22 protein-coding genes and 1 pseudogene are annotated in these 20,506 nt (G+C 46.0%); 3 read left to right on the top strand and 20 right to left on the bottom strand.

Annotated elements, in window-relative coordinates:
• Positions 1-84: 84 nt before the first annotated feature.
• The 5 genes from POF51_RS13735 to POF51_RS13715 form a co-directional block, all read right to left on the bottom strand.
• Positions 85-1,266 carry an aspartate aminotransferase family protein gene (locus POF51_RS13735; RefSeq protein WP_017252253.1) on the bottom strand — a complete coding sequence of 394 codons (1,182 nt, stop codon included), beginning with the start codon at positions 1,264-1,266 and terminating at the stop codon, positions 85-87.
• Positions 1,267-1,284: 18 nt separating this feature from the next.
• Positions 1,285-2,082 (bottom strand): acetylglutamate kinase, encoded by a 798-nt coding sequence (gene argB, locus POF51_RS13730; protein WP_069850812.1) that lies wholly within the window; start codon positions 2,080-2,082, stop codon positions 1,285-1,287.
• A 13-nt stretch (positions 2,083-2,095) separates the two neighbouring features.
• Positions 2,096-3,136: an N-acetyl-gamma-glutamyl-phosphate reductase gene (argC, locus tag POF51_RS13725; protein WP_069850814.1), complete on the bottom strand. Its 1,041-nt coding sequence runs from the start codon at positions 3,134-3,136 to the stop codon at positions 2,096-2,098.
• 136 nt (positions 3,137-3,272) lie between these two features.
• On the bottom strand, positions 3,273-3,662 hold the full coding sequence (locus POF51_RS13720; protein WP_069850817.1) for a c-type cytochrome: 390 nt from the start codon (positions 3,660-3,662) through the stop codon (positions 3,273-3,275).
• Between the two features lie 78 nt (positions 3,663-3,740).
• Positions 3,741-4,010, bottom strand: coding sequence for a YciI family protein (locus tag POF51_RS13715; protein WP_017252257.1), 270 nt, complete (start codon positions 4,008-4,010; stop codon positions 3,741-3,743).
• 143 nt (positions 4,011-4,153) lie between these two features.
• Between POF51_RS13715 and POF51_RS13710 the strand changes: the two genes are divergently transcribed.
• On the top strand, positions 4,154-5,590 hold the full coding sequence (locus tag POF51_RS13710) for a PAS domain-containing sensor histidine kinase (RefSeq protein ID WP_069850819.1): 1,437 nt from the start codon (positions 4,154-4,156) through the stop codon (positions 5,588-5,590).
• Here POF51_RS13710 and prfB read toward each other — a convergent pair.
• The 4 genes from prfB to hpf all read right to left on the bottom strand — a co-directional run bounded on the left by prfB (position 5,580) and on the right by hpf (position 10,799).
• Positions 5,580-6,693, bottom strand: a protein-coding gene (gene prfB, locus POF51_RS13705) for a peptide chain release factor 2 (protein ID WP_106835133.1) whose coding sequence is annotated in 2 segments (ribosomal slippage) — positions 5,580-6,611 and positions 6,613-6,693 — 1,113 coding nt in all. Because the reading frame shifts where the segments join, the coding sequence is not laid out codon by codon here. The two genes, POF51_RS13710 and prfB, sit on opposite strands and share 11 nt — an antisense overlap.
• A gap of 114 nt (positions 6,694-6,807) precedes the next feature.
• The gene (locus tag POF51_RS13700; RefSeq protein ID WP_069850825.1) at positions 6,808-7,269 is read right to left on the bottom strand and encodes a hypothetical protein; all 462 of its coding nucleotides are present in this window, start codon (positions 7,267-7,269) and stop codon (positions 6,808-6,810) included.
• A gap of 247 nt (positions 7,270-7,516) precedes the next feature.
• Positions 7,517-10,036 (bottom strand): preprotein translocase subunit SecA, encoded by a 2,520-nt coding sequence (secA, locus tag POF51_RS13695; RefSeq protein ID WP_069850828.1) that lies wholly within the window; start codon positions 10,034-10,036, stop codon positions 7,517-7,519.
• A gap of 199 nt (positions 10,037-10,235) precedes the next feature.
• Complete coding sequence (gene hpf, locus POF51_RS13690; protein WP_017252261.1) at positions 10,236-10,799, bottom strand: ribosome hibernation-promoting factor, HPF/YfiA family; 564 nt, start codon at positions 10,797-10,799, stop codon at positions 10,236-10,238.
• A gap of 209 nt (positions 10,800-11,008) precedes the next feature.
• Between hpf and POF51_RS13685 the strand changes: the two genes are divergently transcribed.
• On the top strand, positions 11,009-12,061 hold the full coding sequence (locus tag POF51_RS13685) for an HD-GYP domain-containing protein (RefSeq protein ID WP_069850830.1): 1,053 nt from the start codon (positions 11,009-11,011) through the stop codon (positions 12,059-12,061).
• Between the two features lie 65 nt (positions 12,062-12,126).
• On the opposite strand, the pseudogene POF51_RS13680 reads toward POF51_RS13685, so the two are convergent.
• The 5 genes and pseudogenes from POF51_RS13680 to POF51_RS13660 all read right to left on the bottom strand — a co-directional run.
• Positions 12,127-12,261, bottom strand: a pseudogene (locus POF51_RS13680) (cold shock domain-containing protein); the annotation flags it as partial.
• Positions 12,257-12,931 (bottom strand): amino acid ABC transporter permease, encoded by a 675-nt coding sequence (locus POF51_RS13675; RefSeq protein ID WP_026043386.1) that lies wholly within the window; start codon positions 12,929-12,931, stop codon positions 12,257-12,259. The gene POF51_RS13675 and the pseudogene POF51_RS13680, both read right to left, overlap by 5 nt.
• Before the next feature lie 88 nt (positions 12,932-13,019).
• Complete coding sequence (locus POF51_RS13670; RefSeq protein ID WP_069850833.1) at positions 13,020-13,823, bottom strand: basic amino acid ABC transporter substrate-binding protein; 804 nt, start codon at positions 13,821-13,823, stop codon at positions 13,020-13,022.
• A gap of 288 nt (positions 13,824-14,111) precedes the next feature.
• Complete coding sequence (locus tag POF51_RS13665; RefSeq protein ID WP_017252264.1) at positions 14,112-14,894, bottom strand: OmpA/MotB family protein; 783 nt, start codon at positions 14,892-14,894, stop codon at positions 14,112-14,114.
• Positions 14,887-15,696 (bottom strand): motility protein A, encoded by an 810-nt coding sequence (locus tag POF51_RS13660; protein ID WP_017252265.1) that lies wholly within the window; start codon positions 15,694-15,696, stop codon positions 14,887-14,889. The genes POF51_RS13665 and POF51_RS13660 overlap by 8 nt, the downstream gene beginning before the upstream one ends.
• 157 nt (positions 15,697-15,853) lie before the next feature.
• Between POF51_RS13660 and POF51_RS13655 the strand changes: the two genes are divergently transcribed.
• Positions 15,854-16,030, top strand: a complete 177-nt coding sequence (locus tag POF51_RS13655; RefSeq protein WP_139135946.1) for a putative motility protein — start codon at positions 15,854-15,856, stop codon at positions 16,028-16,030.
• A 36-nt stretch (positions 16,031-16,066) separates the two neighbouring features.
• On the opposite strand, the gene POF51_RS13650 is transcribed toward POF51_RS13655, so the two are convergent.
• From POF51_RS13650 to POF51_RS13625, 6 genes are all read right to left on the bottom strand, one after another.
• Positions 16,067-16,426: a flagellar protein FliT gene (locus POF51_RS13650; protein ID WP_069850836.1), complete on the bottom strand. Its 360-nt coding sequence runs from the start codon at positions 16,424-16,426 to the stop codon at positions 16,067-16,069.
• 10 nt (positions 16,427-16,436) lie between these two features.
• On the bottom strand, positions 16,437-16,814 hold the full coding sequence (gene fliS, locus POF51_RS13645) for a flagellar export chaperone FliS (protein ID WP_017252268.1): 378 nt from the start codon (positions 16,812-16,814) through the stop codon (positions 16,437-16,439).
• Between the two features lie 15 nt (positions 16,815-16,829).
• Positions 16,830-18,308: a flagellar filament capping protein FliD gene (fliD, locus tag POF51_RS13640; RefSeq protein ID WP_017252269.1), complete on the bottom strand. Its 1,479-nt coding sequence runs from the start codon at positions 18,306-18,308 to the stop codon at positions 16,830-16,832.
• A 12-nt stretch (positions 18,309-18,320) separates the two neighbouring features.
• Entirely contained in the window at positions 18,321-18,677 is a 357-nt protein-coding gene (gene flaG / locus POF51_RS13635; RefSeq protein ID WP_017252270.1) for a flagellar protein FlaG, read from the bottom strand.
• Positions 18,678-18,756: 79 nt separating this feature from the next.
• The gene (locus POF51_RS13630) at positions 18,757-19,449 is read right to left on the bottom strand and encodes an acylneuraminate cytidylyltransferase family protein (protein ID WP_017252271.1); all 693 of its coding nucleotides are present in this window, start codon (positions 19,447-19,449) and stop codon (positions 18,757-18,759) included.
• On the bottom strand, positions 19,446-20,495 hold the full coding sequence (locus POF51_RS13625; protein WP_069850839.1) for a nucleotidyltransferase family protein: 1,050 nt from the start codon (positions 20,493-20,495) through the stop codon (positions 19,446-19,448). The genes POF51_RS13630 and POF51_RS13625 overlap by 4 nt, the downstream gene beginning before the upstream one ends.
• Positions 20,496-20,506 lie beyond the last annotated feature (11 nt).

Below are 20,506 nucleotides of genomic sequence, written 5' to 3'. Positions count from 1 at the left end.
TTTTGTATTAATATACATTTGAGATTATAAAAATGCAACGAGTTTTTTGACCATTTCCACTCGTTGCATTCTTTGCTTTTTCATCTAAACCTGAAACAGTGCCTCGCTTAATACGTCAATGGCCTGCTTTACTTCATCATCGGTCGTTACAAACGAAGGCAAGAGTCTCACTACTTGTGGACCAGCCATCAGCAGAATGACTCCTTTTTCCCGTGCATACGCGACCAGCTCACCAGCAGGAATCGTTAGTTCCACACCAAGAAGCAATCCTTTTCCCCGAACCGTAACCACTTTGTCTGGATGCTCTGCCTTGAGCTTCTCCAGCTCTTTGATCAATTCATCATGGATATGGGCTACCCGCTCCAAAATCTGCTCTTCTTCCATCGTCGTAAGCGTCGCGATTCCAGCAGTTGCTGCCAATGGATTCCCGCCAAAAGTAGTACCATGCGTACCTGGAGCAAACGCTTCTGCTACTTCCTTAGTCGCAACGACAGCTCCAATCGGGAACCCACTTCCCAAGCCTTTTGCCAATGAAATCGCATCTGGCTTCACGCCATATTGCTGGAAGGCAAACCATGTACCCGTGCGACCAATCCCAGTCTGTATCTCATCGATTAACAGGAGCAATCCGTGCGCATCGCACAATTCACGCAGCGCCTTCACCCAGGCCTCTTCTGCTGGATGTACGCCACCTTCTCCCTGAACCAGCTCCAGCATAATCGCGCATGTCTTGTCTGTAATGGCTGACTTGACTGCATCGAGGTCGTTGTAAGGAACGGTGACAAATCCTTGCGGCAATGGTGCGAATCCGTCCTTCACCTTTTCCTGTCCAGTAGCCGTCAGGGTAGCCAATGTCCGTCCATGAAAAGACTGTTCAAAGCTGATGATTTCGTAACGGTCGGTCCCTTTTATTTTTTGTGCATAGCGGCGAGCGAGCTTGATCAAGCCTTCATTCGCCTCCGCCCCACTGTTGCAGAAAAAAGCCTGATCCAGTCCAGACAAACGGCTCAGTTTTTCCGCCAAAATCTCTTGCTGAGGAACATGCACCAGATTCGAGCAGTGCCACAACGTATCGAGCTGTTCGTGCAGCTTTGCCGTTACTTTTGGCGGGACATGCCCTAGTGAGGTCACGGCAATTCCTGAGGTAAAATCGAGATATTGCTTGCCTTGATCATCCCATACCTGGTTTCCTTGTCCCTTTACCAAACTGATTGGCCATCTCGCATAGTTATTCATGAGATGCACAGGCGCTGTAGTTGTATGCATATTCATTTTCCTCCTCACCTAAGCGTAATTGACATTCATACGTACGGTTGTCCCAACTCCCTGCCCCGCACAGACACCGAGCAGATCATCAGCTGTTCCCCGGCAGATGACTACCTGCTCCACGCCCTGTCCGAGAGCGTCGAGAGCTGCCTGAACCTTCGGAATCATTCCGCCAGTAATAATCTCTGCCTGAATCATTTCCTGTATCTCTTCTGCACTTGTAGCTGGCACTACTGCTTTGGTTCCGTCTGGCTGAGGCTGCATGATGCCCGGAACGTCTGTCACCATGATCAGTTTTTCGGCGCTGAGTGCTGCTGCAATCGCTCCTGCGGCTACATCAGCATTGACATTAAATGTCTCTGTGCCATCTTCACTAACGGAAAGGGGAGCAATCACTGGGACATAGCCCTGCCCAAGAATCGCTTTCGGAATGGTCGTATCAGCCTTCTTGATTTCTCCTACCCACCCGAGTGGCTTTGACGTTTTTGTTGCCAAAAGAGTCTGACCATCGATGCCACTAACTCCCCACGCCTTGGCTCCTGCCTGCGTCAGCCTTTTTACCAGCGCCTTGTTGATACTGCCGCACAAGACCATCTCTACAACACGCAGCGTGTCCTCGCAGGTAACACGAAGCCCATCGACAAATTGCGGAGTGATCTGAACTCGATCAAGCATACTGTTAATAGCAGGTCCGCCCCCGTGGACGATGACGATCTCTTGTCCTTGCGCCTGCAATCCAGCAATCGCCTGAAAGAAAGAGTCAGGTAGCTGATCCATAGTGCTTCCGCCACATTTAATCACGACAATTCCTTGCATCTGCTCTCCTCCTCTACGGGTATACTGGTACGAGCGGCAAGCCCGTTTTCTCAGGCAAATCAAACATGACATTCATGTTTTGCACAGCTTGACCAGCCGCGCCCTTCATCATGTTATCGATGACCGACAGCAAGATAACACGCTTCGTGCGCTGATCAACATGGATCGCGATATCGCAGTAATTGGAGCCATAAACTTCTTTTGTACGTGGATGACTGCCTGCAGGACGTACACGCACAAAAGGCTTATCGACATAAGTAGCTTCATATAGCTCCTGGATTTGCGCTTGAGTGACATCAGTGGTTAGTTGTCCGTAAGCCGTGACTAAAATCCCTCGGGTCATCGGCACTAGATGCGGCGTAAATTGAACAAGCGTCTCTTCCCCGCTTTGTTTATGCAGCTCCTGTTCAATCTCTGGTGTATGCTGATGACTCGCCACTTTATAAGCATGGATGCTTTCATTACTCTCGCTGTAATGAACACCGAGCGATACTCCACGTCCAGCGCCGGACACACCTGATTTGGCATCGACGATCCAACTGTTAGGCTGTACCCAGCCTGTCTTTACGAGCGGAAGCAGGGCGAGGAGCGTAGCAGTGGGATAGCAGCCTGGATTTGCTATGAGACTGGCACCCGCCACTTGCTCTTGATTCCACTCGGTTAAACCGTAAACCGCCGCTTCTACCCATTGGGAAGGGGCAGGCTCATGTTTGTACCACTTTTGGTAGACCGCACCGTTTTCCAGACGAAAATCCCCGGATAAATCAATGACCTTTACGCCTTTTTCGACCAGCTTCGGAGACAGCCCGCTACTTACTCCCGCAGGCGTAGCAAGGAAGATCAAATCGTTCACACCGCTCATGCTGTCTGCATCAATCGGTGACAATGTCGGCAATCCGAGTCCAGTTGCATGTGGAAACGATTTTTCCAAGCTTTCTCCTTCTGATGAACTTGAATATAAATTTGCGATCTCAACATGCGGATGCCCAGCCAAAAGACGGATCAACTCCGCGCCACCATACCCCGTTGCTCCAACAATCCCGACCCGAACCATGCTCTCTCCCCTTTATCTCATTCCGTATTTTTATACATGAATAATAATAAAAATCCATTTGGAATACAACAAAAAAACTTTTTTACGTCCAAGGAAAAAAGCGCCCGATTGCTCAAGCGCTGGTTTGTTGTCCTGTTTACTTTTTGTCCGCTAACCATGCAGCGATGTTTTCTGCATCTTTTCCTTTGACGAGACCCGGAGGCATTGATCCTTTTCCTTTTTCCAAAATGCCCAGGATCTGCTCCTTGTTCAACTGACTACCGATCTTTTGCAAGTTCGGTCCAACTGCCCCTTCCAGCGTCTGCCCGTGGCAGCCTGCACAGGTATTTTTGAACATGGTTTCTGCAGTTGCTGCATCATAGCTGCCGGATGGCGTCGTCGAAGGTGTTTCTGTTGCTGGTTTTTCGGCTGCCGGCGTTTCTGTCGCTGGTTGTTGTGCTGGCGGCTGTGTTTGCTTGCTGGTACCACAGGCACTTAGCGAGAATGCGAGTACAGCCGCTATCAAAACGAATGGAATACGTTTCAAGGCTGTTCCCTCCTTTATTCGGATTTCTTCGCTAAGTATGCCTCCGACTACCACTTCTCATTCTTGCCAGCGCCACATTTAGGACAAAGGAAACTCTAACGGGCTCCATTCACGTAACTCCAACGTCCTTGCGCCTTCCACGACAACTGGATCAGCCTCAGCCAATTTGCGAGCTTCTTCCAGAGAATCCGCTTTGTAAATAACCAAACCGCCAAGCTTATCTGTGAAGGGTCCTGCCATGATCACTTTTCCCTGCTTGTACAAATCATTGATATACGTAAGATGCGCAGGTCTTACTTGAGCATTCAGCTCTTGATTCACGATTGGCAAAAATGCGGCATACAACATGGACGGTTTCTCTCCTTTTTCATGACCTTGTTCTTTCATGAATTATAACACAATTATGAATACGGACTTTGGTCTGGTAGGATTTTTCCTTTCTACAGCGAACGATTCAAAGGTAGCAAGTAGCAACAGAGAGGCGGATAGGTATGGGCACGCAGATACAGTTATATACATCTCTCTTCCACAACAATCCTGACGCTGTTTTCATGTTCGACATGCAGGGAAGATTCACAGGAGTAAACGCTGCTGGTGAAGCATTGGTAGGATACACCTCTCAAGAATTGCTGCGCATGCAAATTTGGGAAATTCTCGCTTCTACAGAAGGTCTCGACAGTAAGAAACAACAACAAATCCTTTCTTCAGGAATCCGAAAAAATAAGCATTATCAGTTGCTCCATAAAAACGGGCAGGTTGTGGATATTATCGCTTCCAGCTTTCCCATTTTTCAAAACGGCGAAATCATTAGTCGCTATTCCATTGCAAAAAACATCACGCAGCAAAAGAAAGTGGAAGAGGCTCTTCACCAGACGCAAGAGAACTTTCGGTTAATATCCGAAAACATTATGGATTTGATTTTTATTGTAAATGTGGATGGAATTATTACCTACGCTTCCCCTTCTGTTCAGGCGGTTACTGGTCTCACGATTGATCAAGTGATCAATCAGCATTTTTCGATCTTGATTCATCCTGAGCAAGTAACCAACGCCAAGAGCGATTTTGCTCAAATGATGAAGCAGAAGATTACACTCGATGCCGAGTACCATTACCTGCACCCAGACGGAAGAATGTTGCTGTTCGATGTGAAAGGAACACCTGACATTTGTTCGAACGGTCATATTCTCAGCACGGTTTTTGTGGCACGTGATATTACAGAACGTCGACAATCAGAGGAATTGCTTCGTTACTCTGACAAGCTGTCAGTTCTAGGTGAGCTTGCCGCGGGAATTGCCCATGAAATTCGCAATCCACTTACGGCCTTGAAAGGGTTTATTCAACTCATGGAAGGGGACGAGTTCGCCAATCAGCAATACTTGCAAATTATGCGATCCGAAATCGACCGGATCACTTCGATTACCAGTGAGCTTTTGATAATGGCGAAGCCCCAAGCCTTGCGATTTGCTCCCAACGGCCTTTTGCCATTGCTTTCGTCTGTCATTAAGCTTTTGGAACCACAAGCACTTCTTAAAAATGTATCTATTCTTACTGATTTTCCGCAAGTGACTTCCCTCATTTTGTGTGAGGAATATCAAATCAAGCAAGTCTTCATAAATATCATAAAAAACGGCATGGAAGCCATGCCGTTAGGTGGAAATCTCACAATCAAGGTTGTAGAGCGCTCTTCCGATGTTGTCATCCGAATCAGCGATCAAGGACAAGGTATCCCTGCCGAGCTACTTCCCCGATTAGGAGAGCTTTTTTATAGTACAAAAGAAGCAGGAACCGGCCTGGGGTTAATGGTAAGCTCAAAAATTATTCGCGATCACGGCGGTACAATCAACATCACCAGTGATGTCGGCAAAGGAACCACCGTATCGATTTCCATACCAAAAGCCTTGAAGCCTTCTGTTTCGTTTAACGATTAATCTGCGCGCGTAGATAAGCATCGATAAACGAATCAATCTCACCATCCATAACTGCTTGAACGTTTCCTGTCTCCATATTCGTCCGGTGGTCTTTTACCAGACTGTATGGGTGGAAGACATAGGAACGAATTTGGCTGCCCCATGCAATATCTTTTTGTTCACCTTGAATCGCGGCCAACGTTTTCTCTTGTTCTTCCCGTTTTTTCTCGAACAGTCGTGCCGTCAGCATCTTCATCGCACGCTCCCGGTTTTTAATCTGGGAGCGTTCTGTTTGACACGTCACCACAATTCCAGAAGGCAAGTGAGTAATCCGTACAGCGGAGTCAGTCGTGTTGATATGCTGACCACCTGCACCGCTGGAACGATACGTATCGATTTTCAGGTCTTCTGTACGTATGTCTACCGCATTATCGTCTTCGATCTCCGGCAGGACGTTGCAAGACACAAACGATGTGTGACGACGTCCAGAGGCATCAAACGGAGATATCCGCACAAGACGATGAACCCCTTTTTCTGATTTGAGGTAGCCATACGCATTGTAACCCTTAATGAGGAGAGTAACACTTTTTACACCGGCTTCATCACCAGGCAAATAGTCCAATGTCTCCACCTTGAAGCCCTTGGCATCCCCCCAACGTGTATACATGCGCAGAAGCATGGACGCCCAATCCTGGGACTCTGTCCCACCCGCTCCCGGATGTAGCTCCAGAATGGCGTTGTTCTTGTCGTATTCATCACTCAAAAGCAATTCCAGCTCAAAGCTCTCAAATGACTTCCGCAGCTCCTGCGTACTGTCATACAGATCTTGAATGAGGGACGCATCCCCTTCTTCGATGACGAGCTCCAGCATTACCTGGAGATCCTCGTACTGGGAATCCAGCTTGGCCATCGTCTCTACGAGGCTTTTGATGGCATTCAGTTCACTGATTGTCTTCTGCGCTGCATCATTGTCATCCCAAAAATCGGGTGCCAGCATACGCTCTTCCAGTTCACCGATTCGTTCCTGTTTTACTGGGAGGTCAAAGAGACCCCCTGATATCCGCTAATCGCTTAGCCATGCTAGACATCTCTTGTTTGATGTCCGCAATATCGATTAATGCCATGTTGCGAATCACCTTCTCTTTACGTAAGCTATGTTTTATTGTAACGTAATTTGCCAGATGCGCAAATACGGCAGCATGTCACGTTTAGAAAAGGGACTTCGCCGCTACCCTTTGTCACGTTGCCACCGGTGGTGATGGCGAGGATCTCAGGTCTCGGATTTCATGTGGTTGTTTATTTTCCGTCTGTGGTACTGCAACCAGATGGAGATGCGTACGCCGAGCTTCGCTTGCTTTCAACTGATAAGCTTGCTTGATGAAGGCTTGTCTCTTCCAGTTGTGTGTTCTTCGATATTTTTTGGCTAGCGGACTTTCACGCGTTCGATCCACCATTCCATTCGGCGGTGCGATCAAGGCCTCATTCCAATTCGGCTCCGGAATTTCCTCTATCAGTCGCTTGTCCTCAAAGACCGGGTCTTGCGCAGAGATGACTCTCGGTAATTCGATCCCCTCCTCCTTTTCAATCAGCTGTACTTTTTTATTTTCTTTTCCTGTCTTTAGCACTGCTTTTAAAGTAACAGAAATGCGCTCCATAATATTCTTCGTTTGTATCCCCATCACGTTCACTGACGTTCTCATTTGTTCATTCCCCCGTCTTCGTGAATTTTTGGTAAAAGTGTTGTACTTACGATTCTATTTATTTTTCAGATAATTACCACTTGAATCGTTCGATCACATTTACCAGTGTTAGACAAATAGATCGTTAATATCAGACGAGGAAGAATAGATGAGGACGAATACTGTCAAGGCATTAGGAATGGGCAAGAAAAAAACATTCCCCTCGCACCGAATTTGCCGATACGAGAAGAATGTTTTGTCATATTCCTTAGTGTTTCTTATTTTGGCGTTTGCGTTCTTGCTCCTGAGCGCGACGCTGTGCACGGTTTTTCGGATCAGCATCACCGGAGGTCTCCGGATCTGGACGATCAGATGGTCCGGAAGTTTGCAAGTTGTCCGGGTCGATTCCTTGACCGCGAATGACATCCTGACGCTCCAGGTTTTGACTGACTTCGGCCTTCATGATATACATAGCGACTTCTTCCTGAACAGCAGCCAGCATACCTTGATACATTTCGTATCCTTCGAACTGGTACTCACGAAGCGGGTCGTTTTGTGCGTATGCGCGCAGGTGAATACCTTGACGCAACTGATCCATCGCATCGATGTGATCCATCCACTTGCTGTCGACAGCACGCAGAATGACGACTTTTTCAAACTCGCGAATCGATTCGCCGATTTCTTCTTCACGCTGTTTGTACTGCTTATCGACTTCTGCTTTCAACAGCTCGAGAATTTCTTCTGCTTCCATGCCTTTCAGCATTTTAGCTGTAATCGTTTCTTCATGGAGGAACCCATTATTGGCAGCATCGGCCAATGCTTGCAGATCCCAATCCTCTGGTACCTCTTCTTTTGGACAATGCAGAGACACTGCACGCTCCATTACTGCGTAGATCATATTCAAAGCAACATCGCTGAGGTCTTCCTGCTCCAGGATGTCTTTACGCTGTTTGTAGACAACCAGACGCTGTTGATTCATCACGTCGTCGTACTGGAGAACGCCTTTACGTGCATCGAAGTTCGATCCCTCTACACGCTTCTGCGCAGATTCCACCGCACGAGTAACCAGGCGGCTCTCGATCGGCATATCCTCTTCCATACCCAGACGATCCATCATATTCATGATATTGTCCGCACCGAAACGACGCATCAGCTCATCTTGCATCGAGAGGAAGAACTGGGATGAACCCGGGTCCCCTTGACGCCCAGCACGACCACGCAGCTGATTGTCAATCCGACGGCTCTCGTGACGTTCTGTACCGATAATATGAAGACCGCCCTGCTCCGCAACACCTTCGCCTAGCTGAATGTCCGTACCGCGACCCGCCATGTTTGTCGCAATGGTAACCGCTCCATACACACCTGCACGCGCAACGATTTCCGCCTCGCGCTCATGCTGCTTCGCGTTCAGTACGTTATGCGGTACGCCTTTTTGCTTCAGCATTTGGGACAAGCGCTCCGAGTTTTCGATGGAGATAGTACCTACCAGGATCGGTTGGCCCTTTTTGTGACGCTCGACAATGTCGTTTACAACCGCACGATATTTGGCTGCCTCTGTTTTGAAAACAAGGTCTGGTGAATCGATACGCTGCACAGGCTTGTTCGTTGGAATTACCACGACGTCGAGACCATAAATCTTTTTGAACTCCTCTTCTTCCGTCTTCGCTGTACCTGTCATACCGGCCAGCTTCTGGTACATACGGAAGTAGTTTTGCAAGGTAATGGTCGCCAGTGTCATGCTCTCGCTTTGGACACGCAAACCTTCTTTGGCTTCAATCGCTTGATGCAAGCCATCGCTGTAACGACGTCCAACCATCAGACGGCCGGTGAACTCGTCAACGATCACAACTTCGCCTTCCTGCACTACGTAATCAACATCGCGCTTGAACAGCACTTGTGCCTTCAACGCCGCCGTAATGTGGTGGTTCAACGTGATATGTGCCGTATCGTACAGGTTGTCGATGTTGAATGCCTGTTCGACTTTGCTCACGCCTTCATCCGAGAGGTTGACGATTTTCAGCTTCTCATCGATTGTGAAATCTTTTTCTTCTTCCAGGCGTTTCACAAAATGCGAGCAGATGTAGTACAGCTCTGTCGATTTGTTAGCAGAACCGGAGATGATCAACGGCGTACGTGCTTCGTCAATCAAAATGCTGTCCACCTCGTCGATGATAGCGAAGAAGAGTGGACGTTGCACCATTTGTTCCTTGTACAGAACCATATTGTCACGCAGGTAATCGAAGCCAAACTCGTTATTCGTACCATACGTAATGTCACACGCGTATGCTTCGCGTTTTTCTTCAGGGCTCAGTCCATTCTTGTTCAAACCGACTGTCAGTCCAAGGAAGTTATACAGCCTACCCATGATAGTCGAGTCACGCTCAGCCAAGTATTCGTTCACGGTAACGACGTGGACGCCTTTGTCCATCAAGGCATTCAGATATGTCGCCAGTGTCGCAACCAGCGTTTTACCTTCACCCGTCTTCATCTCGGAGATACGGCCTTCCTGAAGAACCATACCACCAATCATCTGGACGTCGAAGTGACGCATGCCCAGTACACGGATCGATGCTTCACGTACAACGGCAAACGCTTCATTCAAAATTTTGTCCAGTTCTTCTCCATTTGCCAATCGCGCCTTAAACTCAGCTGTCTTCTCACGCAATTGGTCATCCGAGAGTGCCTTAATCGTTGGTTCCAGCGCGTTGATACTTTCTACGCGCTTAAACATTTTCTTTACTTCACGTTCATTGCTGTCGCCGAATATCTTTTTAACGAGTCCTAACATAAGGACACCCCTTCCATATACTGCCAAACGAAACTGCACAAGCCGGCATGAGTCCAGATAATAAAAAAGGATACCGATTCTACGAAAATAATACTTTCTAAAAAGATATTTTATCAAATAGAGCATCCTCTACACAAGTAAAGGGAGTTGCTAATAGCAACTCCCTAGTCTTATACGAATGAGAATGTGTAAAGTTTCGTTATTTTGGTTCAATCAATCCGTAACGCCCATCATTGCGGCGATACACCACACTGACGTCATTGGTGTCACTGTTTTGGAAAACGAAGAAGCTGTGTCCCAGCATATCCATCTGCATGACCGCTTCCTGTGCATCCATCGGCTTCAGATCGAAGCGTTTGGTTCGAACGATATCGATGTCTATATCCATATCATCCTCATCCACATCCGGGATCATGACTGCTACTGGTTGACTCTCACGCTGTGCGATTCTTCCTGTCGAATCAACTCGAAGCTTCCGCATCAGCTTCGTTTTGTGTTTGCGAATCTGACGTTCCAGCTTTTCTACTACCAGATCGATAGCAGCATACATATCTTCGTGCGTTTCTTCCGCTCGGATAATGACCCCACTCAGTGGGATAGTTACCTCGATCGTGCCTTCTCCGCGATGTACATGCATGGTGACTTGTACTTCTGTAGGCTGTGGAGTTTCAAAATATTTTTCCAGACGGCCGACTTTCTTTTCGACATATTCTCTAAGGGCAGCGGTGACTTGAATGTTTTCTCCACGAATGTTAAATTTCATGGTTCCAACCTCCTTCCGTCTATACATACTTATTCGCCGCCTCTGTAAATAATCCTTCTACTCAGCTTAAAAAAATCTTTGCAAATCTTTTACAAACCATCAATATCCGACATTTTTTTACCAATACTTACTAGATTCCCTATGCTATAATAGTTGAGGTAGTCATCCCATCCTATATCGCGGTCGTACATCGCACTGGAGGAATCCTCATGGCCGAGGTAAAACCTTCCCATTCACTTATCGGAACAACGCTCGCTCAAGACGTCTACAATGAGTACGGCCTGCTTTTATTACCCGCTGGTGCAACCCTTCATCTAACTGATATACGACTGCTAGAGGCTCACCAGGTGGAAGCCGTACACGTTACTACTGACTCGGATGCACCCGAAATGCCTTTTCCTCTCCTTCATTGGAGTGAGGCAGAGGCTGCAAAGGCCTATATGGTGGCCGTACAAAAAACCGAGTATTTATTTAACCAGCTCGCAAATGGGGATACCCCCCGACTACAACAATTTAGCGACGCTGTTCATCCTATGCTCGATCAAGTTCTTCATCACATGAGATTTCTGCGCTTCATTTATTTGAATGAAGGAACAGAAAGTTATACGTATCGCCACTCCCTGCATGTAGGTATCGTGGCAGCTTTAATCGGAAAAATCATAGGATTGCCGCAACGTGATGTTCATTTTTTGGGTCTGGCAGGTCTTCTTCATGACATCGGCAAGATGAAAATTCCCGATGAGCTGCTGTCCAAGCCAGAGCGTTTGACAGACGAAGAGTATACGATTATGAAAAAGCATACCGTTTATGGCTACGAGCTCCTGCGCACCATGGACGATGCCGACAACTTGCTGGCACAATGCGCTCTGATGCACCACGAACGTTGGGATGGAAGTGGATATCCCCTCGGACGAAAAAAAGATGGCATCCCTTTTGAATGCCAAATCATCAGTGTCGCAGACGTATTTGATGCCATATGCACAGATCGCGTGTATCGGAAGGGAACCTCTCCCTTTGAAGCAGCGAATGTTCTGTGGGAGTTAGCTTGTTCAGGTCAATTAAATCCGATGATTGTGTCTCGTTTTATCCATTACATTATCTTACTTTACATTGGTTCCCATGCGCTTTTGAGCAATGGCGACCACGTCGAAATCATTATGATTCATACTGATGAGCCTATGCGCCCTCTCGTTCGAAGAGGTAATGATTTTATAGACCTGAGACTGCAGCGTTCCCTACGCATTCAAAGAATGATCAGTTAAACACGTGGAAAAAACGAATCCCCCTGTCCTATCAAGGAATCAGGGGGATTTTGCTATTGTTTCGTTTATATCTTCACGACGTTCGCCACTTGTGGACCGTGTTCCCCTTCCACAATGTCGAATTCTACGGCCTGCCCCTCATCTAACGAACGAAACCCATCCGACTGAATCGCCGAAAAATGGACGAATACGTCATCACCGTGTGGAATATTTTTTCTCTAGTCCTCTCACGACTACACGGGACAAGAACAACGTAAGGACCAGGTAAACCGCCGCCTCTGTTAAATACGGGGGGTAGCGCTCAAATGTACTTTTCGCCACATTCATGGCTGCGTAGTTTAATTCCGGTGTCGCGATTACTGCCAGAAGGGATGAATCTTTCAAAAGAGCAATAAACTCATTTCCGATTGCGGGCAGCATTCGTGTAAACGCTTGTGGAAGTATAATTTGGCGCATGGCAAGGCCCTTGTTCATGCCAAGTGATCGTGCCGCTTCCATTTGCCCCGGATCAATGGATTGGATGCCAGCCCGAAAGATTTCCGCCATATAGGCAGCCGCATTGAGCGAAAGCGCCACGAAGCCTGAATAAATCGCTTCCGGGCTGCTCGCTCCCGGATACAGAATACCCCAAATCGACGGAATCACCGCAAAATGAATCAGCAAAATTTGGACCAGCATCGGGGTTCCCCGAAACAGCTCTACGTAAATTGAACAGGTCCACCGTATCATTCGCTTGGAGGACATTTTCCCCAAGCTGATAAACAACCCCAAAAACGTTCCACAAACCGTAGCCACTGCGGTCAGTAAAATTGTATTAATAATGCCTCGGATAAACAGTTCACGATAGTCGTAGATGACACTCCAGTCCAATGGCTAATCCTCCCTTCTTCATGTCAGCAAGCCCTGTTGCGAACAAACGCCGGCTACGTCGTAGGGACGCACCCGGCCATTTTGCTGCCTACTTATTGCCAAAGTACTGGGTGTAAATTTCCTGCAGCTTTCCATTTTCTTTTATCTTTTTCAATCCGTCGTTGATTTTGTTCATCGCATCGGTATTGCCCTTTTTCACGATAATTCCGTAAAATTCCTTTTCAAAGGAATCATCTTTAATCAGCTTAAACTTCTTATCTTTAACTTTATTCACGTAGTAGGACAAAACGCCATTGTCGCCAATCACTGCATCTACTCGACCATTAAAGAAGTCATCGACGGAGGATGGCATGTCGTCATAGCCTTTCAAGCCTTCGTACGTATCTCCAAACGCTTTTTTGACCACTTCTTCACCCGTAGTTGCAGCTTGGACCCCGATCTTCTTGCCTTTCAAATCTGCCAGCTTCGTCACTGGAGAATCTTCCGCTACCAGAATGAGTTGGTTTGCTTCAAAGTATGAGTCCGAAAAATCGTATTTCTCCTTACGCTTCTCCGTGATCGTGATGGACGAGATCCCAATATCAACCGTCCCTTTGTCCAGTCCATCAAAAAGCGGGTCCCACCCGGTGTTTTTCCACTCGATCTTGAATCCGCCAGCTTCCGCGATCGCGTTCATCACATCGATGTCATGCCCACTAATCTTGTCAGCCTCAAGCATTTGGAACGGTGGATATGCCGCATCTGTACCGACTACGTACACCTTGTCACCCGAACCACCACTTGCTCCGCCACTGCCAGACGTTTGCTGACCACCCGAGCCACATCCTGCGAGGAGTACCCCCACACCAACGACCAACGCGAGCGATTTGAACCAATTTGTCCCGATACGCATTTGAAATCCCCCTTGTGTCTCTCTATCTGCCCATTTTGTCCCCAGCAATGTCCACATGGAAATCACGGTTTTTTTGCGTTCTCCACAGAGTTATCCACATTATCCACATGACCTTGTGCACAAGCTGGGTATAACTATTTTCCTGTATATTCTGCCACTTTGGTACGAAAGTAAGGGGAACGAACAGGGAGAATAAGTAGGTATAGCAGCAAAAAAACAGGATTCATATATACGGGATATAGTTCTATCCTGCATATAAAAATCCTGCTTTTATCTGAAAATAATGAATTATTCTTTTTCTGCCAAAATCACGACCTCTACCCGGCGATTCTTCGCACGGTTCTCCGCGTTGGAGTTGTCCACAAGCGGTTTGTATTCGCCCAAGCCTGCCACTGTAAAACGAGACGCTGGTAAGGAGTGAGCATCCACCATTTCACGCATGACAGAGATCGCGCGCGCCGAGGATAGCTCCCAGTTGGATTGGTAGGAACTGCGCGATATCGGTACATCATCTGTATAGCCCTCGATTCGCACCTTGTGCTCGAAACGCTTCAACACCCCTGCTACTGTCCCGACGACTTGCTTCCCTTGGGCCCGTAGGTCTGCCGAACCACTCGTAAACAAGATCGTTTCCGGCAAACGGATACGCAGGCCTTCTTCGGTCTCCTCGTAGTCAAGATTCAGCTCAGCCAAAGCAGAGGATAGCTGGTTGCGCACCGTCTCCATATCGCGCTCACTCGAGTCAGACATGCCCATTGGCGGCTTTGGCACGTTTACGGTGTCTTCGGAGCCTTCTTCTTTTTCGCCTTTGAGCTCCTTCTGGCGAGCCTCCAATTTGTAGACCTCTCGCTGCAGCTCCAGCTTTTGCAGGTTGAGCAGGTCGAGACTCTCATGCACCTGCTCCAAGCTCGCTTTTTCCTTTTGGACCTCTTCTTTTTGTGTCTGAATGCTCTTCGTCTGCGTCGCCGCGATAATAATCACGATCACGAACAACAGCGTAATCAGGTCACTGTAGCTAAGCAGCCAGCTTTTCTCTAGCTCTTTTTCGTCGTATAACCGTTCGTCATGCATAGCGGTCCTGCCTTTCAATCGTGCCCTTCATGCTGCCTGCTTCTTTAATCAGCACCAGCTTTTGGTCACCTGGCAAGAATGAGTTCAGCTTTTCAAACAACAAGCGTGGTGTCTCCATGCGCTGGAGACCAATACATCCTTCGATAAAAAGACGCTTTTCAAACATTTCCCGGTCGTACAGATCCATCAGACGGTAGTAGCATGGCAACGCGAACAGATTCGCCAAGAGCGCGCCATACAACGTCGCTACGACCGCTGCGCTCAGACTGTGTCCGGTCAAGGCCATGTCTTCGAGCGACTTCAGTACACCCGTCATCCCCAGAAGCGTACCGACCAGACCCATCCCTGGCGCCAACAAGCTGATGAGGCGGAAGAATCCTGCTGACTGTTGGTAGCGATACTGCTCGCCCTTGAGCTCGTTCTCCAGGATCAGGCGCAGCTCTTCTTCGGGAACACCCTCGATCGCCAGCAGACTGCCGCGTTGGACAAAGGTATCGGTTTCTTGCTGGAGCTCCTTTTCGAGCGCGATATAGCCCTGCTCCTTCTGGACGAGCGCGTAGTAGTAGAAGCGCTTGATCGTTTCTTCGACGTTGCTTTGTCGGCCGTGAATGAGGAGATGCCAGATTTTTTTCAAGTCGAGATGCTTGCGTTTCACTGCATAGGACATGACTACGGAGAGCGCGACTAGCTCAATGGCGGTTACGTTGAGGAGGTCCGATAAGGTTCCGTTTAGGTAGACCGCGTGTATGAAGATGAGGAGGACGGCTCCGATTAAGACGAGTGAGCGGCGTTTTGTGGACAAAAGTGATTCACCTTCCTAGTTTTTCAACAAGATGTTCTTAAAGTATAGCAGATGGTGGAAAAAAGATGAGAGAATAGAGTCATGGTTATAGTGAAGCTTGGTATAGAAAATGTCGATAATGATAAAGAAAGTAATTCTAACAAAGAGGTGATCATCAATGAATGCCGTACAATTAAAGCAAGCTGTTACTATTAGTTTGACGAAGCAAGTGCAGGAGACTGCGCAAGCGCAGGCTTCCATCATGTTGGAGGGCTTGGCTAAGACGCAGCAAACTGTGCAAGCGGCTCAGGCTAGTCATCCATCTCTTGGAAAAACGATCGATATTCGTGCATAAGTTGTGAAAAGAAAACGGCCGGTTCCCCGGCCGTTTTTACTTTTTGCGGTCGAAAAAGGCACCATAGCCGTTTGGACCTGCTTCGTTGTACGTATTCATTGCGAGCTTGCTACGTTGGAGGTTGTTTAACTGCTGTTGGACGCCTTGCATTCTTCCATCGATCAGTGGAACAAGACGTTGGTTAATCTCGTACATTTGCTCTAGCTGTTGCTTTTGCATTGCCGATAGAGATTCATTGTCTATACCCAGCTGCTGAATTTTAGAAATCACTTCTTCTCGTTCGTCCAATAACGACAACCATGTATCCGGTTCAGAATCCTTTTCACTTACTACTTTCTCTAAGCGTAATGTTGTTTCTAGCAAACTATTTAGAAGAACATCGACTGTCATTTCCATATTATATACCTTACCCTTGTTTCTTCGCCAAAAGCATGGCTTCTTTCCAAGTGTCTCGGAATTGAATGAACAGGTCTTCCACTTCTATTAGAATGTTAACGTCTTTATGCATGTTCGCTTCAATTGTACGTTGAAGCATATATTCGTAGAGTTTGGCAAATTCCTTAGAGATCTCGTAGTCGCTGTTTAAAGTGGACATGAGCTCATAAAGGATATTCTGAACTTTCAATGAGGCCTCATGAGCTTTTATTACGTCCTTTTCCTCTAAAGCTACCTTTGCCTGTTTAATGAACTTAAGTGCTCCATTGTACAGCATTAGTGTCAAATCAGCAGGAGTAGCCGTTGTTACCTGATTGGACTGGTATGTTTGTGCAGCATTTTGTAACATCTGCATCACTCCCTGTTATTTCTGCCCTAACATTTGTGCAAACCAAGCACCTTGGGACTGCGATTTCGACATAGCCTTTTCCATTGCAGAGAATTGCTTCCAGTAACGATCTTCGATCATTTTTAAGCGATCTTCCCAGCGATCGATTTCTCTATCGGTTTCTTTTAATTTCTTACTTAAGTTACTGTCGTCAAATGCACGTCCTGCTGACCCTGCCTCTTTTGTTACTTTTTCCATTACATCTTTGAGTTTGTCATAAAGGCGTTCTGCGACACCCGACTCGTTGTACTTCTTATTTCGATCTACCGTTTCATCACTGTAATTCGTGAACAGTTTGAGAACATCGTCTCCATTCGTTCTAATGGACTCACGAAGCTTGGTCTCGTTTATATAGAGCTTCCCATTTTCCTCGTATGCATACTTTCCACTAGGAGGACCCCCGATCCCAATTTCAGAAAGAGTGTCAAAAGACTTATTAACTCCAGTCCCTTGTAACGGTGTACTAAGTGCACGACGCAATTCGTTTAATCCACTTGTTAAAATAGGATCACGCAAAAGTAATCCACTACGTGCCATATTTTCCATTTTTTCTGCAGTTTTTTCAGGCAACGCTTCTTTCTCTTCATCTAATAGCGGCTGGTAGCCCTTATATTTCGGCTCGGAGATTTTTTTATTCATCGTATCGATAACAGCATTATACTTGTCTACGAAGCCTTTGATCATATTAAAAACTGCATCTTCGTCAGTTTTTGTGTTTACGGCTACTGGATTTCCAACATTAGCCTGTTTTAATGTAAAATCGATTCCATCAAATAAAATAGAGTTCGTTTTAGATGTGTATTCTACTCCATTAATTTTAAAAGTAGCAGGAGTTCCTACTGTTCCAGCAGTTGATGGCGTAGAAGTCCCCATGTTTAAATTATTGCTCCCAGATGCTTTAACCTCAAACTGCTTTCCGTCCTCAGAGGTAAGAACTAATTTGTTATTGAAAAAACTAGCTTTAACTCCAGCTTTTGCATTATTAATCTTACTTAAAACACCTTCCATAGTATCTGTTCCCAAAACAGAAATAGGTACTCCTACTCCATCCTTGTTAATCGTAATAGTAAAGTCTGCGCCTCCAATCACACCTTTACTATCAGTTAAACCGGTAGTAAATTCTGCGCTTGGAGGTGATCCTGCTTTGGCTAGATTTAAAACCTCGACTGTGTAGGAAGAAAGAGTAGGCTTACCGACTACCCTAGCAGAAGCAATATTATCGTTTTCTGAAGTTGCCGTCTTTTTGTTAAAACTGCTAGATAAACGTAAGTCTTTCAGAGTATTTTGCAAGTCTGCTAGAATCGTATTCATATCCCGATACGCATCGCGTTTCCACTCAGTAGAAGTTTTACTTCGTTGTAATCGGTTTACCGGCTCTCTTTGAGCTTTCATGAGGTCTTTGATCATTTTTTCTGTATCCATTCCCGAAGCCATACCACTAATCCGAATTCCCATGACGATCCCTCCCTATCTTTTTTCGTCCACTAGTAATCCAATCATCTCATGCATTTTAGCAACCATATCCATGACTTTCTTAGAAGGAATTTCTCGAATTACTTCTTTCGTTTGATCATTCACTACCTGGACATAGTATTCATTAAGCTTTTCATGAAGAGTAAACTTGATATGAGTAGTACTGGATTGCATAAACTTATTTAGATTGTCTACTTCCCGTACCAATTCTTTTGAATTCAGGGTTTTCCCACTGGGTTGCTGTTGTCCGTCAATGTCTTCTTTTCCTTGATTACTGCCATTGACCTTTAGCACCTTATCTGAATAACCAGATACACCGTTCACTGCTACACCTTTGCTATTAATATCCATTTTTCCTCCCCCATTGATCCATTCTTCCTTTATTACCTTTATCGGAAAAACGGGGATAGGGATTTACTTATCTTTCAAGTCAATTTTTCATTTGTCTCAATACTGCTTCGAAAATTACTATATCCATTTGGTTATCAATATCTATAGAACGCTCTTTGGGCATTACATACCCCACTGTTTCAGGCTCCAAAAAAGACTGAGTTTTTTGCAGCCAGTTGGTATCGGCTATGTACACTGCTCCATTTAAAGAGAATACCGTTGGTGTATCTTGTCTTCTTAAAAATCGCTCTTCTATTTTAATTACTGGTTCAAGCACATCATTATCAGACAAATGATACATCCAATATGGCGTTTTCTCTGCCACTGTAATTGAAACACATGAATTTGCTTGCTCTTTTAAACACTTCTCAATACACCCATCAATATCTATCACTTGTCTTAGTGGCGAGGTTGGTTGTAGGAGAACAACATAGTCATACTTCGGAAGGAGCTCCAATGCATGCAATACCGGAGCAATACCCGGAGTATCATCCATAGCCAATTCTTTCGGACGCAAAAACGGAACTTCACCCTCATACTGGCGTGCCACATCGGCAATCTCTTCATCATCTGTTGATACAATTAGTCGATCAATATAAGCTGATTTTTTAGCTTCTTCAATCGTCCATGACAATAATGGCTTTCCGCCAACTTCTCTAATATTTTTACGTGGTATCCCTTTTGATCCACCTCTAGCAGGGATAATTGCTAAAACAGATTTCCCCTGAATCATCCAAATACCTCCGCAAACTCAACGTTCGCTCTTTCAAAATCAGCCAGACGTCCAATATCCATCCAGTATTCACGTATCGGAAAGGCTATTGTCTGACCTTGCTGTTCGCCCAGAACGCCAAAAAGACTAGTCATATCGTAATACTTATTTTTCGGGATCAGATCGAGCACACTTGGATCCAAAGTATAGATTCCTGCGTTTACAAAGAAGCGTTGAGTTGGTTTCTCTTCTATTTCTAGTAATTGATGGTTTGCTAATTTAACAACTCCATAAGGAATCTGATGATCATATTCTCTAATGCACATGGTACCTTTCGCTCGATGTGAAGAATGGAAATCCAGCAGATGACTAAAGTTAACTTTCGTCAGGAGATCCCCATTCATTACAAAGAAAGGTAACGTAGGCTTTTCTGGAATCAGACTCAGTGCCCCTGCTGTCCCAAGAGACTGCTCTTCTTGTAAATACTTTATTTCTACATTCCAACGACTACCGTCCCCAAAATGATTTTTTATCATCTCCGCCTTATAATTAACTGAAATATAAAAACGGTGAAACCCTTGTTCTACAAAACTAAGTAAAATAGTTTCCAGAATGGGTTTATTACCAACGTTTAAGAGGGGTTTTGGACAATCATAAGTCAACGGCTGCAAACGGGTCCCTAATCCTCCAGCCATCAGAATGACCCAATTATCTTTCTTAATTGGGCCGATCAACTGATTCAATATTTCTACATGGATAACACGTCCATCTTCGTCGACAACTGGTATCTGATGCAATTGTCTAATTTTCATCAGCGCCAAAATATTCTCTCGAGAGTCATATGGAGATGCTACTGTTGGATATGCATTCATTATTGTCGACACTTGGTCATGTAACTGTCTGCCTTTTAACAATCCTCGCCGAATATCCCCATCTGTTACAGTTCCGAGCAACTTTTGATTCTCATCAACAATTAAGGCTAACTGTCTCGCTCCAGCATCAATTATCTCTAACACTTCTAGAATAGGGGTCGTAGGCTTAGCTAATATACTAGTCCAATCCTTCATAGATGCTTCAC

It is taken from the genome of Brevibacillus sp. AG (assembly GCF_028369215.1).
GTDB lineage: Bacteria > Bacillota > Bacilli > Brevibacillales > Brevibacillaceae > Brevibacillus > Brevibacillus porteri.
Note: the sequence above shows the minus strand (reverse complement) of the source record. Positions and strands in the feature narration are given on the sequence as shown.